At 63.2% G+C, this 13361-nt stretch carries 13 protein-coding genes; 6 read left to right on the plus strand and 7 right to left on the minus strand.

The features are described from left to right. Positions 1-20 precede the first annotated feature (20 nt). Positions 21-2171, minus strand: coding sequence for a catalase/peroxidase HPI (katG, locus tag V1279_RS34590; RefSeq protein WP_334445232.1), 2151 nt, complete (start codon positions 2169-2171; stop codon positions 21-23). A gap of 100 nt (positions 2172-2271) precedes the next feature. Between katG and V1279_RS34595 the strand changes: the two genes are divergently transcribed. The 3 genes from V1279_RS34595 to V1279_RS34605 all read left to right on the plus strand — a co-directional run bounded on the left by V1279_RS34595 (position 2272) and on the right by V1279_RS34605 (position 4628). Next, positions 2272-3198: a LysR substrate-binding domain-containing protein gene (locus tag V1279_RS34595; RefSeq protein ID WP_334445234.1), complete on the plus strand. Its 927-nt coding sequence runs from the start codon at positions 2272-2274 to the stop codon at positions 3196-3198. Between the two features lie 38 nt (positions 3199-3236). Beyond that, on the plus strand, positions 3237-3692 hold the full coding sequence (locus V1279_RS34600; protein ID WP_334445236.1) for a GNAT family N-acetyltransferase: 456 nt from the start codon (positions 3237-3239) through the stop codon (positions 3690-3692). A gap of 339 nt (positions 3693-4031) precedes the next feature. After that, positions 4032-4628: a glutathione S-transferase family protein gene (locus V1279_RS34605; protein ID WP_334445238.1), complete on the plus strand. Its 597-nt coding sequence runs from the start codon at positions 4032-4034 to the stop codon at positions 4626-4628. A 100-nt stretch (positions 4629-4728) separates the two neighbouring features. Here the strand turns inward: V1279_RS34605 and fabI are convergent, their stop codons facing one another. The 3 genes from fabI to fabA all read right to left on the minus strand — a co-directional run bounded on the left by fabI (position 4729) and on the right by fabA (position 7491). Continuing rightward, entirely contained in the window at positions 4729-5529 is an 801-nt protein-coding gene (gene fabI / locus V1279_RS34610; RefSeq protein WP_334445240.1) for an enoyl-ACP reductase FabI, read from the minus strand. 138 nt (positions 5530-5667) lie between these two features. Then, positions 5668-6891 (minus strand): beta-ketoacyl-ACP synthase I, encoded by a 1224-nt coding sequence (gene fabB, locus V1279_RS34615; protein WP_334445242.1) that lies wholly within the window; start codon positions 6889-6891, stop codon positions 5668-5670. A gap of 78 nt (positions 6892-6969) precedes the next feature. Beyond that, the gene (gene fabA / locus V1279_RS34620) at positions 6970-7491 is read right to left on the minus strand and encodes a 3-hydroxyacyl-[acyl-carrier-protein] dehydratase FabA (protein WP_334445244.1); all 522 of its coding nucleotides are present in this window, start codon (positions 7489-7491) and stop codon (positions 6970-6972) included. Positions 7492-7825: 334 nt separating this feature from the next. On the opposite strand from fabA, the gene irrA reads away from it, so the two are divergent. Then, on the plus strand, positions 7826-8317 hold the full coding sequence (irrA, locus tag V1279_RS34625) for an iron response transcriptional regulator IrrA (RefSeq protein WP_057854836.1): 492 nt from the start codon (positions 7826-7828) through the stop codon (positions 8315-8317). Positions 8318-8478: 161 nt separating this feature from the next. On the opposite strand, the gene V1279_RS34630 is transcribed toward irrA, so the two are convergent. After that, a complete protein-coding gene (locus V1279_RS34630) occupies positions 8479-9006 on the minus strand; it encodes an SH3 domain-containing protein (protein ID WP_334445247.1) in 528 nt (175 codons plus the stop codon). 348 nt (positions 9007-9354) lie between these two features. Between V1279_RS34630 and V1279_RS34635 the strand changes: the two genes are divergently transcribed. Then, a complete protein-coding gene (locus V1279_RS34635) occupies positions 9355-10356 on the plus strand; it encodes a 2-hydroxyacid dehydrogenase (RefSeq protein WP_334445249.1) in 1002 nt (333 codons plus the stop codon). Between the two features lie 18 nt (positions 10357-10374). Here V1279_RS34635 and V1279_RS34640 read toward each other — a convergent pair whose 3' ends face one another. Further along, positions 10375-11289 carry a LysR family transcriptional regulator gene (locus tag V1279_RS34640; RefSeq protein ID WP_334445252.1) on the minus strand — a complete coding sequence of 305 codons (915 nt, stop codon included), beginning with the start codon at positions 11287-11289 and terminating at the stop codon, positions 10375-10377. A 120-nt stretch (positions 11290-11409) separates the two neighbouring features. Here V1279_RS34640 and V1279_RS34645 point away from each other — a divergent pair, with 120 nt between their 5' ends. Further along, the gene (locus V1279_RS34645; protein WP_334445254.1) at positions 11410-12405 is read left to right on the plus strand and encodes an aldo/keto reductase; all 996 of its coding nucleotides are present in this window, start codon (positions 11410-11412) and stop codon (positions 12403-12405) included. A gap of 3 nt (positions 12406-12408) precedes the next feature. On the opposite strand, the gene V1279_RS34650 is transcribed toward V1279_RS34645, so the two are convergent. Continuing rightward, complete coding sequence (locus tag V1279_RS34650) at positions 12409-13212, minus strand: HesA/MoeB/ThiF family protein (protein ID WP_334445256.1); 804 nt, start codon at positions 13210-13212, stop codon at positions 12409-12411. Positions 13213-13361 lie beyond the last annotated feature (149 nt).

Here is a 13361-nt window from a genome sequence, read left to right on the forward strand (position 1 = left end):
CGGCGCGAGAACGTCAGGGATCAGGCGACCTCGAAACGATCGAGGTTCATCACCTTGTTCCACGCCGCCACGAAATCCCTGGCGAATTTCTCCTTCGAGTCCGTGCACGCATAAACTTCCGCGAAAGCGCGGAGCTGCGAGTGCGAGCCGAAGATCAGGTCGACGCGGGTGCCGGTCCACTTGACCGCATTCGTCTTGCGGTCGCGGCTCTCGTATACGCCGTCGGAGCCGGCGGGCTGCCATTGCGTGCCCATGTCGAGCAGGTTGACGAAGAAATCGTTCGTCAGCGTCTCGGGCTTTTTGGTGAACACGCCGTGCTTGGCCCCGCCGAAATTTGCGCCGAGCACGCGCAGGCCGCCGAGGAGAGTCGTCATCTCGGGCCCCGTCAGCCGCAGCAATTGCGCCCGGTCCACCAACGCCTCCTCAGGCGCCATGAACTGATGCTTCTTGCTGCTGACATAGTTGCGGAAGCCGTCGGCACGCGGTTCGAGCGGGGCAAAGGACTCGACGTCGGTTTGATCCTGCGACGCATCCATGCGCCCCGGCGTGAAGGGCACCTTCACGTCGACACCGGCGTCCTTGGCGGCTTTTTCGACCGCCGCGCAGCCGCCGAGAACGATCAGATCGGCAAGCGAAACCTTCTTGCCGAACTCCTTCTGGATCGCTTCGAGCTTCTGCAGGACCGTCTTGAGCTCGGCCGGCTGGTTGACCTCCCAGTCCTTCTGCGGGCTCAGACGAATGCGCGCGCCATTCGCGCCACCGCGCTTGTCGGAGCCGCGGAACGTCGACGCCGACGCCCATGCGGTCGAGACGAGCTGGGACACCGACAGGCCTGAGCCAAGAATCTTCGCCTTCAGCGCGGCGACGTCCGGCTCGCCGATCAGCGGATGATCCACTGTCGGGATCGGGTCCTGCCAGATCAGTGTTTCCTTCGGCACCAGCGGGCCGAGGTAGCGCGCGATCGGGCCCATGTCGCGGTGCGTGAGCTTGAACCAGGCCCGCGCGAACGCGTCGGCGAACTGGTCCGGATGCTCGTAGAAGCGCCGCGAGATCTTCTCGTAGGCCGGATCGAAGCGCAGCGACAGGTCGGTGGTCAGCATGGTCGGCACATGCTTCTTCGACTTGTCGTAGGCATCCGGGATCGTGGCTTCCGCGCCTTTCGCCTTCCACTGCTTCGCACCGGCCGGGCTCTGGGTCAGCTCCCATTCGTTTTCGAACAGGTTCTTGAAGAACAGATTGCTCCACTTCGTCGGCGTCTGCACCCAGGTGACTTCCGGGCCGCCGGTGATGGCGTCAGGTCCGACGCCGGTGCCATGCTTGCTCTTCCAGCCGAGGCCCTGATCCTCGAGCGCACCGCTTTCCGGGTCCGGTCCGACCAGCGACGGATCGCCGGCGCCGTGGGTCTTGCCGAAGGAGTGGCCACCGGCAATCAGGGCTACGGTCTCCTCGTCGTTCATCGCCATGCGGAAGAACGTTTCGCGGATGTCCTTGGCCGCCGCGAGCGGGTCCGGATTGCCGTTCGGCCCTTCCGGATTGACGTAGATGAGGCCCATCTGCACGGCGCCTAAGGGTTCGGCGAGCTGGCGTTCGCCGCTGTAGCGTTCGTCACCGAGCCACGTGCCTTCGGGACCCCAGAACAGCTCTTCGGGCTCCCAGACGTCGGCGCGGCCGCCGGCGAAGCCGAACGTCTTGAAGCCCATCGATTCGAGGGCGACGTTGCCTGCAAGAATCATCAGGTCGGCCCACGAGAGTTTCCGGCCGTATTTCTGCTTGATCGGCCACAATAGCCGGCGCGCCTTGTCGAGGTTGGCGTTGTCAGGCCAGCTGTTCAGCGGCGCGAAGCGCTGCTGACCCGCGCCGGCACCACCGCGGCCATCCGTGATGCGGTAGGTGCCCGCGCTGTGCCACGCCATGCGGATCATCAGGCCGCCATAGTGACCGAAATCGGCCGGCCACCACTCCTGCGATTCCGTCATCAGCGCATGCAGGTCCTTGATCACGGCGTTGAGGTCGAGCGTCTTGAACTCCTTGGCGTAGTCGAACGCCTCGCCCATTGGATCGGACAAAGTGGAGTTGCGGTGGAGCACCGAAACGTCCAGCGCGTCCGGCCACCAGTCGCGGTTCTTGGGTCCGCGTGCGCCCGTGAACGGGCATTTGGTTCTATCATCCATGGTCGTCTCCTGATCGGTCCTGTTCGGATTGGAAGCAATCTAAGCACCGCCTCCCATCAGGTAAAGTTGATTTTAGTGATCGATCCGATAAGATGAGCTGATGATCCAGATGACGCTCAGACAGCTTCGCTACTTCGATGCACTGGCACGCCATAGCCATTTCGGACGCGCGGCCGAGGCGTGCTCGATCTCGCAGCCGGCGCTGTCGATGCAGATCAAGGAGATGGAGGAAACGCTCGGCGGCGTGCTTCTGGAGCGCAGCGCGCGACAGGTGACGCTGACGAAATTCGGCGAAGAGATCGTCCAGCGCGTCCGCGAAATCCTGCGCTCGGTCGACGAACTCGGCGATTTTGCGCGCGCGTCGCGGGACCGACTCGCAGGGCGGCTGCGCATCGGCATGATCCCGACGATTGCGCCCTATCTGCTGCCCAAGGTGATCGAGAATCTCGCACGCATGCATCCAGAGCTCGACATTCACGTCCGCGAAACGTTGACGCCGAAGCTGATCAAGGAGGTCGTGGAAGGCCGGCTCGATACGGCGATCGTCGCGCTGCCGGTATCCGAACCTTCGCTGACCGAGGTCGCGTGCTTCTCGGAGAATTTCCTGCTGGTGCGGCCGGGCCAGGACGAGGGAACGCCGGTGCCGAGCCACGAGACGCTGCGCGAGATGCGGCTCTTGCTGCTCGAAGAGGGACACTGCTTCCGCGACCAGGCGCTGTCGTTCTGCAACATGCAGTCGCCGCCACGGGAAGTGCTGGACGCAAGCTCGCTGTCGACGCTCGTGCAAATGGTCGGCGCCGGCATCGGCGTCACCCTGATCCCGGAAATGGCGGTCGCGGTGGAAACGCGCTCGGCGCCGGTGTCGGTCGCGCGCTTCGGGAATCCGCAGCCGTCACGGACCATTGGCATGGTCTGGCGCAAGAAAAGTCCGCTCGCCGCACAGCTCCAGCAAATCTCTGAGGTGGTTTGTCTCGCAGCCGACGCGTTGCGCGAACAGCGCAAGGCGAAATCGCCATCGCGGAAATGACGGGCCTGACCAACATGCCCGCTTCGGGAGATACCGATTTGCCACAACCCGTCATCCGCCCCGCCCGTGCGGACGAATATGACGAGGTCGCGCGGGTCTGGATGGACAGTTGGGTATCGACCGGGCTGGAAGACGCCAGCAATTTCCTGTTGGCGAAACTGCGCGCCCGCGTTCCGATGGAGGTCGAGAAGGGCTGGAGCCTCTACGTCGCCGATGACAATGGCGCGCTGGCGGCAATGCTGGCCTTGCATCTGCCCGACCGCTATCTCGACCAGTTGTTCGTCGCCCCGGAATATCAGCGCAGCGGTCTCGGGCGGCGCTTGCTTGCTTTCACACGACAACAATTACCTGATGAAATCTGGCTGCGCTGCGTGCGCGAGAACGAAAGGGCATGGCGCTGGTATGAGCGCGAGGGATTTGTGTTTGAGAAGGAGCAGGTCGAGCCGATGACGGGCCGTGTCATGAAATATTATCGATGGAAGCAGAGCGACTGATCCGAGGCGCGCGTAGCATCGTCGCCTTGCGCATCGCTCGCGCACGCTCTAGTTTCACGAACGTTCCGATGCACCCCGCACTTTACTGAGTTCCTATGGTTAGAGTATTCACAGCCGCGATTTTCCTTGCGTGCTTTGTCATTTCCGCATCCGCACAAGCCCCGTCTCCGCAGGGAGCGACCACGCAAACCGGTGCACCGGCTGCCTGGACCAGACCATGCCAGCGATGCTTGCAGAGCAACGCTGAGCTGACGCTCCGGCATAATTTCAGCCCACCGGTCCTGACGCTGACGCAATCCTGCGCGACATTTCGCAATTGATCCGAAGAGGAAACGTCTGATGATAAAGCTCTATTGGTCGCCCCGCTCGCGCTCATTCTCCGCGATCTGGCTGCTCGAAGAAGCCGGGCTACCTTACGAACGCGTGCTGACTGACATATCGACTGGCGCGCAGAAGGCGCCGGAATATCTCGCGATCAACCCGATAGGCAAGGTGCCGGGGCTGAAGGACGGCGACGCCGCGCTCGGCGAAGCGGCCGCGATCTGCGCCTATATTGCCGATCGCTATCCGGAAACGAAACTGGCGCCGGCCGCCACCGATCCGCTGCGGGCGAGATATCTACAATGGCTGTTCTTTTCGCCAAGCTGCATCGAGCCGGCGCTGATCCAGCTCTTCACCAAGCTCGAAGTGCCGGCGAGCACGGCGGCGTGGGGAAGTGCTGCCCAGACCTTTGACGTGCTCGATACCGCCCTGCAGAAAGGCCCCTGGATTCTCGGCGAGAACTTCTCGGCCGCCGACATCATGCTCGGCTCCGGGCTGCATTTTGCGGTACGAATGTTCAAGATGGTGCCACCGCGACCGTCTTTCGACGCCTATATCGACCGCTGCGTGGCGCGCCCGGCGTTCCAGCGCGCGGAGAAAATCGCGGCAGGGTGAGGTAGAAACGTAGCCCGGATGGAGCGCAGCGTAATCCGGGGAAAGTGGCACCGCTTGAGAGATACCCCGGATTTCGCTTCGCTCCATCCGGGCTACAATCTTATTCGCCCTTCAATTCTTCCGGCCGCGGCATCGAGATCACGTTGTAGCCGGAATCGACATAGTGGATTTCGCCGGTGACGCCGCCCGACAGATCGGACAACAAGTAGAGCGCCGAGTTGCCGAGTTCGTCCAGCGTTACGCCGCGACCGAGCGGCGAATGCTTCTGCATGTACGCAAACATCGCACGGGAATCGCCGATGACCGCTCCTGCAAGCGTTCGCACGGGACCGGCGGAGATCGAGTTAACGCGAATTTTCCGCCGGCCGAAATCGGCCGCGAGATAACGCACGGAGGCTTCCAGCGCAGCCTTGATCACTCCCATGACATTGTAGTTCGGCATCACGCGGGTAGAGCCGCCGAACGTCAAGGTAATGATCGAGCCCCCGGACTCGGGCATCAGATCGGCGGCGCGCCTGGCCGTCTCGGTGAAGGAAAAGCACGAGATAACCATCGAACGGGAAAAATTTTCGCGCGTCGTGTCCGCATAGCGGCCGCGAAGTTCGTCCTTGTCGGTGAAGCCGATGGCGTGAACCAGAAAATCCAGATGACCCCACTTCGCCCGCAGCGCCTCGAACACGGCGTCGACGCTGGCGATGTCTTCGACATCGCAAGGCAACACGATGTCGGCGTTCAGCGATTGCGCCAAGGGCTTGACGCGCTTGCCGAGCGCCTCGCCCTGATAGGTGAAGGCGAGTTCGGCGCCCTGCGTATGAAGCGTTTTGGCAATGCCCCATGCGATCGAATGATCGTTGGCTACGCCCATGATCAGGCCACGCTTGCCTTTCATCAGGTCTTGCATCGTACGCTCGCTCCCATTGTCTTCGACGTCATCACCCGCGAATGCGGGTGATCCGGTATTCCAGAGGGGTCAGTGATTTAGCCGAGAGGCCGCGGCGTACTGGATGCCCCGCTTTCGCGGAGCATGACAACCGGAATCTCACGCATCCATCCGCTTGAACACCAGCGTGGCGTTGGTGCCGCCGAAGCCGAAGGAGTTCGACAGCACGGTGCCGAGCTTGGCGTTGTCGATGCGCTTGCGCACGATCGGCATGTCGGCGAAGATCGGATCAAGCTCGGTGATGTGGGCGCTTTCGCAGACAAAGCCGTTGTTCATCATCAGCAGCGAATAGATCGCTTCCTGCACGCCGGTGGCGCCGAGCGAGTGGCCGGTCAGCGCCTTGGTCGCCGAGATCGGCGGGCACTTGTCGCCGGTGCCGAACACCTTTCGGATCGCCTCGATTTCCGGGGGATCGCCGGCCGGCGTCGAGGTCGCATGCGGGTTGATGTAATCGATCGGGGTCTTCACGGTCGACATCGCCATGCGCATGCAGCGCTCGGCGCCCTCACCCGACGGCGCGACCATGTCGTAACCGTCTGACGTCGCGCCATAGCCGACCACTTCGGCATAGATGCGCGCGCCGCGCGCCTTGGCGTGTTCGAGCTCTTCCAGCACCACCACGCCGGCGCCGCCGGCAATGACGAAGCCGTCGCGGCTGACGTCGTAGGGCCGCGAAGCGGTCGCGGGGGTGTCGTTGTATTTCGAGGACATCGCGCCCATGGCGTCGAACAGCACCGACAGCGACCAGTCGAGTTCCTCGCAGCCGCCGGCGAAGATCACGTCCTGCTTGCCGATCTGGATCGTCTCATAGGCGTTGCCGATGCAATGGTTCGAGGTCGCGCAGGCCGACGAGATCGAGTAGTTCACGCCCTTGATCTTGAACCAGGTCGCAAGCGTGGCCGACGCCGTCGACGACATCGCCTTCGGCACCGCGAACGGTCCGACCCGCTTGGGCCCCTTGCTTCGCGTAATATCGGCGGCTTCGACGATGGTGCGGGCGGACGGCCCGCCGGAGCCCATGATGATGCCGGTGCGGACGTTGGACACTTCTTCAGGCGACAGCCCGGCATCCTGGATCGCCTGCTCCATGGCGATATGATTCCACGCCGCGCCCTCGCCGAGGAATCGCATCGCGCGCCGGTCGACGACGTCGGCCGGATTGAGCGTCGGCGCGCCCTGCACCTGCGAGCGGAAGCCCATCTCGGCGTATTTATCGGCGCGCTTGATGCCGGATTTCGCGTCGTGAAGGCTCGCAAGCACTTCCTGGGTGTTGTTTCCGATGGACGAGACAATGCCCATCCCCGTTATGACAACCCGCTTCATGATCGCCTCGCCCTACCGTTTCCGTTCGTCCGTGAAGATATTTTGCGTGAAGACATTCTGATCGCGTGTTCGCGTCGCTCAGGCGGGCGCGGTGCCCTGCTTGAACAACCCGACCTTCAGGTCCTTGGCGCGATAGATAATCTCGCCATCCATGGAAAGCCAGCCGTCGGCGACGCCAAGCACCAGCTTTGCACGCATCACGCGTTTCATGTCGATGTTGTACACAACCTTGCGGGCATTCGGCAGCACCTGGCCGGAGAACTTCAATTCCCCCAGCCCCAGCGCCCGGCCGCGTCCCTCGCCGCCGATCCAGCCGAGGTAGAATCCGACCATCTGCCACATCGCGTCCAGGCCGAGGCAACCCGGCATGACCGGATCGTTCTTGAAATGGCAGCCGAAAAACCACAGGTCCGGCTTCACATCGAGTTCGGCCCGAATCAGACCCTTGCCGAATTCCCCACCATTTTCGGAGATTTCGGTGATGCGGTCGAACATCAGCATCGGCGGCAGCGGCAATTGCGCATTGCCGGGCCCGAACATCTCGCCGCGGCCACAGGCCAGCAAGTCCTCGTATTCATAACCGCTGCGCCGATCCAGCATCGTTTTCAGCCTCTAACCTAGATGTCCCGATGGAGCGCTTTTGAGCGAACCGGACCCGTTTCCCTACGGGAGAACACTTGCTTCCCGCAAATTGGCGCTACTTAGGGTGCTATCGGCATTAGCCTCTACCGAAATCGCATATGTGGTCCGCGCGCTCTGTAACATAGGCATTAGGGCCCGGCAAAGCACTGGAACGGGCTAAAACGCCGCGTCAACACACTGGTTCCGCTTGACCTTGGGCCTGTTCTAGTTGCGAAAAACTTGCATCTACCTGATTTCCTTTTATATTGGGCAAGATTATTGCCAGAGTTATAGCGTGGTGCCCGAAGTGGACATGAACGACCAAGCCCCGACCCCGAATGACGACGGTATCGATCCGGCCGCCCGCGCCGCCGGACATCAGCCGGCGTTGACCGGCTGTCCCTGGCACGACGTCAATGAAATGCTGCAGGCCGCCGGTCTTCGGCCGACCCGCCAGCGCATGGCGCTGGGCTGGCTCCTGTTCGGCAAGGGCGCCCGCCATCTGACCGCGGAAATGCTGTACGAGGAAGCGACGCTGGCCAAGGTCCCGGTGTCGCTGGCGACCGTCTACAACACGCTCAATCAGCTCACCGATGCGGGTCTCTTGCGCCAGGTCTCGGTCGACGGCACCAAGACCTATTTCGATACCAACGTCACCGCGCACCACCACTTCTATCTCGAGAACAACCACGAGCTGGTCGACATTCCCGATCCGCACCTGGTGCTGTCGAAGATGCCGGATGTGCCGGAAGGCTACGAAATCGCCCGCGTCGACATGGTCGTGCGCCTGCGCAAGAAGCGCTAACGCGCCTCTCTCCGAGTCGTCCCTGCCTAGTGCGCAATTGCGCACGGGCGCAGGGACCCATAACCACAAATGCTTGTTGTTTGGGAAGGCGTCTACGCGCTCGCCATCACCGATGGGCCGCGGCGTATGGGTCCCGGCTCAAGGCCGGGACGACGGAATATTCACTCCACCTTCTCATCCGCGTAAACGCCCCACAGGCGCTGCTGCTCGATCCAGCCGTCAAAGCCGTTGCCGATCACGCGGCACCAGCCATTGATGCATTTCTTGACCTGGGCGACGACGCCAACCTGCAGGCGGGCCGCGACTGCGCTGGTCGGATCGGGACGATCATAGAGCGACGCCAGCTCGTCCTTGGTCTTCATGGTGACGACCGCAGTGCGGCGGCCGGACAGTAGCGAATGATAGACCCAGCCCTCGGAGCCCTCGGAATCGCGCACGCGACGCCAGTTCTCGAACTCGGCGGTGATTTCGACCGGCAGGCCCGAGCGGGTATAGACCCAGGCGACATCGTTATCCTTGGTCGGACCGGCCCGGACGTTCACATGGTCGGATTTGAGGCTGACATATCGCGGCACCGGCAGGCCGCTCGTGGTGGTGGCCGAATCCTTGGCCGAAAACCCTGTGCTGACCGATGCCAAAAGCCAGCACCCCGCCAGCACCGCCACCGAACAGAAACGCCCCAACGCCATCAACCCGTCTCCTGCCGAGCTACCCGCAACTCGAGTTCTTCGAGTTGAAACCGCCCGCTAACACCCGAAAAACCCCAGACCCCTGTGCCCCGCTTTGGCCGCACCCCCGGCTTGCGAACGTACGAGGGGTTCTTGTCTTGGCCCGGCCTTCTGATAGAGAGGACGGAACGCCAAGAACCAGAACGCCCGGAGTTTCTGCCGAAAATCCGAGGCAAGTATTGGGGAACCCAAGGGACTCGCCTAAGGAAACAGCCGGATACCGGGACCGCGTGGCCAACGCAGTGTCGAACAACCGGGTTAATGAGGTCTGAACGGCGCGCTTCCCGCCGTCCCTCATGAGAGCAGGACATGTCGGTCAAGAAAAAACCTCTCGTCGTCGTTACCCGCAAGCTGCCGGACTCGATCGAGACCCGGATGCGCGAGCTGTTCGACGCGAGGTTGAATCTCGACGACACGCCGATGACGCCGGAACAGATCGCGGACGCGGTCCGCACCGCCGACGTGCTGGTGCCGACCGTCACCGACATGATCAGCGAGGTGATCCTCAAAGATCCCGAGTGCAAGCTGCGCATGATCGCCAATTTCGGCAACGGCGTCGACAATATCGACGTCACGGCGGCGCATGCGCGCGGCATCACAGTGACCAACACGCCGAAAGTGCTGACCGAAGACACCGCCGACATGACCATGGCGCTGATTCTCGCGGTGCCGCGGCGGCTGATCGAGGGCTCCACCATCCTGACCGAGGGCAAGAACTGGGAGGGATGGTCGCCGACCTGGATGCTCGGCCACCGCATCGGCGGCAAGCGGCTCGGCATCGTCGGCATGGGCCGCATCGGGCAGGCGGTGGCCCGCCGCGCGCGCGCCTTCGGCCTGCAGATCCACTATCACAATCGCCGACCGGTGGCGCCGAAGATCGCCGAGGAGCTCGGCGCGACCTATTGGGAAAGCCTCGACCAGATGCTGGCGCGGATGGACATCATCTCGGTGAACTGTCCGCATACGCCGGCGACCTATCATCTGCTCTCGGCGCGGCGGCTGAAGCTGATCCGAAAAGACGCCTATATCGTCAACACCGCGCGCGGCGGGGTGATCGACGAGGACACGCTGATCAAGCTGATCGAAGCCGGCGACATCGGCGGCGCCGGCCTCGACGTCTACGAGCACGAGCCCGCGATCAATCCAAAACTGGTGCGGCTCGCCAGGGCCGGCAAGGTGACGCTGCTGCCGCATATGGGCTCGGCCACCATCGAAGGCCGCGTCGAGATGGGCGAGAAGGTGATCATCAATATCAGAACCTTCCTCGACAACCACAAGCCGCCGGACCGCGTGCTGCCCAGCATGCTGTGAGATTTATCTCTGAGCACATTATCTGCTCTTCCGCCGCTCGCGCTTCCGCCATTCCGCGACAAAGGTCACGAACGCGGCGAGCGCCGGCGGCGGCTGGCGGCGGCTTGGGTAATACAGGAACGGTCCCGGAAACGGCGCGCACCAGTCATCGAGCACGCTGACCAGCGCGCCGGACTTGATGCCGTAACGAACGTAACCCTCGAACGTCAGCCAGAAGCCGACGCCATCGTGGACCGCGCGCAATGCCAGTCCCAGATAGGTCGCGACCAGCTTCGCTGGCGGTGAGACCTTCACGACACGTCCAGCTTTCTCGAACTCGCAATCCAGCAGCGCGCCGCTGCCGAAGCGGGTACGGATACAGGCGTGATCGAGCAGATCTTTGGGATGTCTGGGCCGTCCATGCTGCGCAACATATTCGCGCGAGGCCACCACCGCGTAGCGCTGCGGCGCGCCTAGCGAGACCGCGATCATGTCCTGCGCCAGATGTTCGCCGTAGCGCACGCCGGCGTCAAAGCCTCCGGCCACGATATCGATGAAAGAGCTCTCTCCGACGATCTCCAGATCGATCTTGGGATGGGCTGCAAGAAACGGCGCGACCATCGGCGCCAGCACCAGATCGATCGCCGGCGGCGGCGCATTGATGCGCAGACGCCCCGAGGGCACAGCCCGCAGGCCGCGCACCCGATCGAGTGCCGCGCCGACATCCGACATCGCAGGACCGACACCGGCCAGCAACAATTCACCGGCTTCGGTGAGGGCGACGCTGCGCGTGGTGCGGTTCATCAGGCGGACGCCGAGCCGCTCCTCCATGTCGCGCAGCCGCTGGCTGAGGCTCGAGACGGAGACGCCCTGCTCGATCGCGGCGCGGCGGAAATTCCGGGTGCGCGCCACGGCGACGAACGCATCGAGGTCGCGGAGATCGAAATTCTTCATTGTTCGATATACTGAACAAGCTATTTATGATTGTCCAGCTTATCGCCTTGGCCGGGAGGGTTCATATCAGCCGCGTCACCACGGCGCGAACGTCCGCCGCCGATTTCGAGGAGAACCATCATGGAAAAGCGCAAACTCGGCTCCACCGGCCCCATCGTCTCGGCGATCGGCCTCGGCTGCATGGGCATGTCAGATTTTTACGGCCCCGCCGACCGCAGCGAGAGCATCGCCACGATCCACGCCGCGCTCGATGCCGGCATCACCCTGCTGGACACCGGCGATTTCTATGGCATGGGCCACAATGAGATGCTGATCCGCGAAGCGCTCACGAGGCGCAACCGCGACAATCTGCAGATCAGCGTGAAGTTCGGCGCGCTGCGCGATCCCAACAAGGGCTTTCTCGGCTATGACAGCCGCCCGGCCGCGATCCGGAACTTTGTCGCCTATTCGCTGCAGCGGCTTGGCGTCGACACCATCGACATCTATCGGCCGGCGCGACTCGATCCGGACGTGCCGATCGAAGAAACCGTCGGCGCGATGGCCGACATGGTGAAAGCCGGCTGGATCGGACATATCGGCCTTTCCGAAGTGGGCTCCGACACCATTCGTCGGGCGCACGCGGTGCATCCGATCGTCGACCTGCAGATCGAATATTCACTGCTCGCACGCGGCATCGAGCCAGACATCCTGAAAACCTGCCGGGAACTTGGCATCGGCATCACCGCCTACGGCGTGCTGGCGCGCGGCCTGATCAGCGGTCACTGGACCAAAGAGCGTTCCGGCGCGCAGGACTTTCGCGCCATGAGCCCGCGCTTTCAGGGCTCCAATCTCGACGCCAACCTGACGCTGGTGGACTCGTTGCGGCGAGTTGCCGACGATGTCGGCGCCTCGCCAGCGCAGGTCGCCATCGCCTGGGTCGCGGCGCAGGGCAACGATATCGTGCCGCTGGTCGGCGCCCGCCGTCGCGACCGTCTCGCTGAAGCGCTCGGTGCACTCGACGTGAAGCTGACGCCGGCTCATCTGGCCGCACTTGCCGATGCGTTCCCGCCGGGCGCGGCCGCAGGAGCGCGCTATCCCGAGGCGCAGCTCGCGCATATGGACAGCGAGAAACGATGAATACTACGCGGCGTGCCCGCTCAGATCGGTGATGACAGGCGTATCGCCGTTGAGCGGGTTTTGCGGATCGCGCGTGTAGCGCAAGGTTTCAAAGCGCATCGCGCGGGCGTCCACCATCACCAGCCGTCCGACCAGGCTCTCGCCAAAGCCGACGATTTCGCGGATCGCCTCCAGCGCCATCATCGAGCCCAGCATGCCCGCCAGCGCGCCCATGACGCCGGCTTCGGCGCAGGCCGGCACGGTACCGGGCGGCGGCGGCTCGGGAAACAGGCAGCGGTAGGTCGGATTGAACTCGCCCTGCTCGTTGCGCTCATGGGCGCGGATCGTGGTCAACGATCCGTCGAACATCCCCAGCGCCGCCGTGATCAGCGGCTTGCCGGCGAGGAAACAGGCATCGGATAGCAGATAGCGGGTTTCGAAATTGTCGGAGCCGTCGAGCACGAGATCGTAACCGCCGATCAGCGACATCACATTCTTTGCATCGAGACGGACCGCATGCGCCTCGAAATGAACATGCGGATTGAGCGCGTGAATCACTTCGGCGGCGCTGTCGACCTTGCGCCGTCCGATGTCGGGCGTGGTGTGGATGATCTGGCGCTGCAGGTTGGACAGCGAGACGATGTCGTCGTCCACCGCGCCGAGCGTGCCGACACCGGCGGCCGCCAGATACATCAGGACCGGGGCGCCAAGGCCGCCGGCGCCGATCACCAGCACCGACGCCTCCTTCAGCGCGGTTTGCCCCGGGCCGCCGACTTCGCGCAGCACGATATGGCGGGCATAACGTTCGAGTTCGTCGGCCGTCAGCATGGTCGTGTCAAATCCTTCCACATCACGCCAATCAATCCTCACGGTGAGGAGCGCGGCGGCCATCCTTCGAGACGGCCGCGGAGTTTATCATCGGGCCGCGCTTCGCGCGGACCCGTTGGCGGCTCCTCAGGATGACGACCTCAATCAAT

Source organism: Bradyrhizobium sp. AZCC 1610 (genome assembly GCF_036924515.1).
Lineage (GTDB): Bacteria > Pseudomonadota > Alphaproteobacteria > Rhizobiales > Xanthobacteraceae > Bradyrhizobium.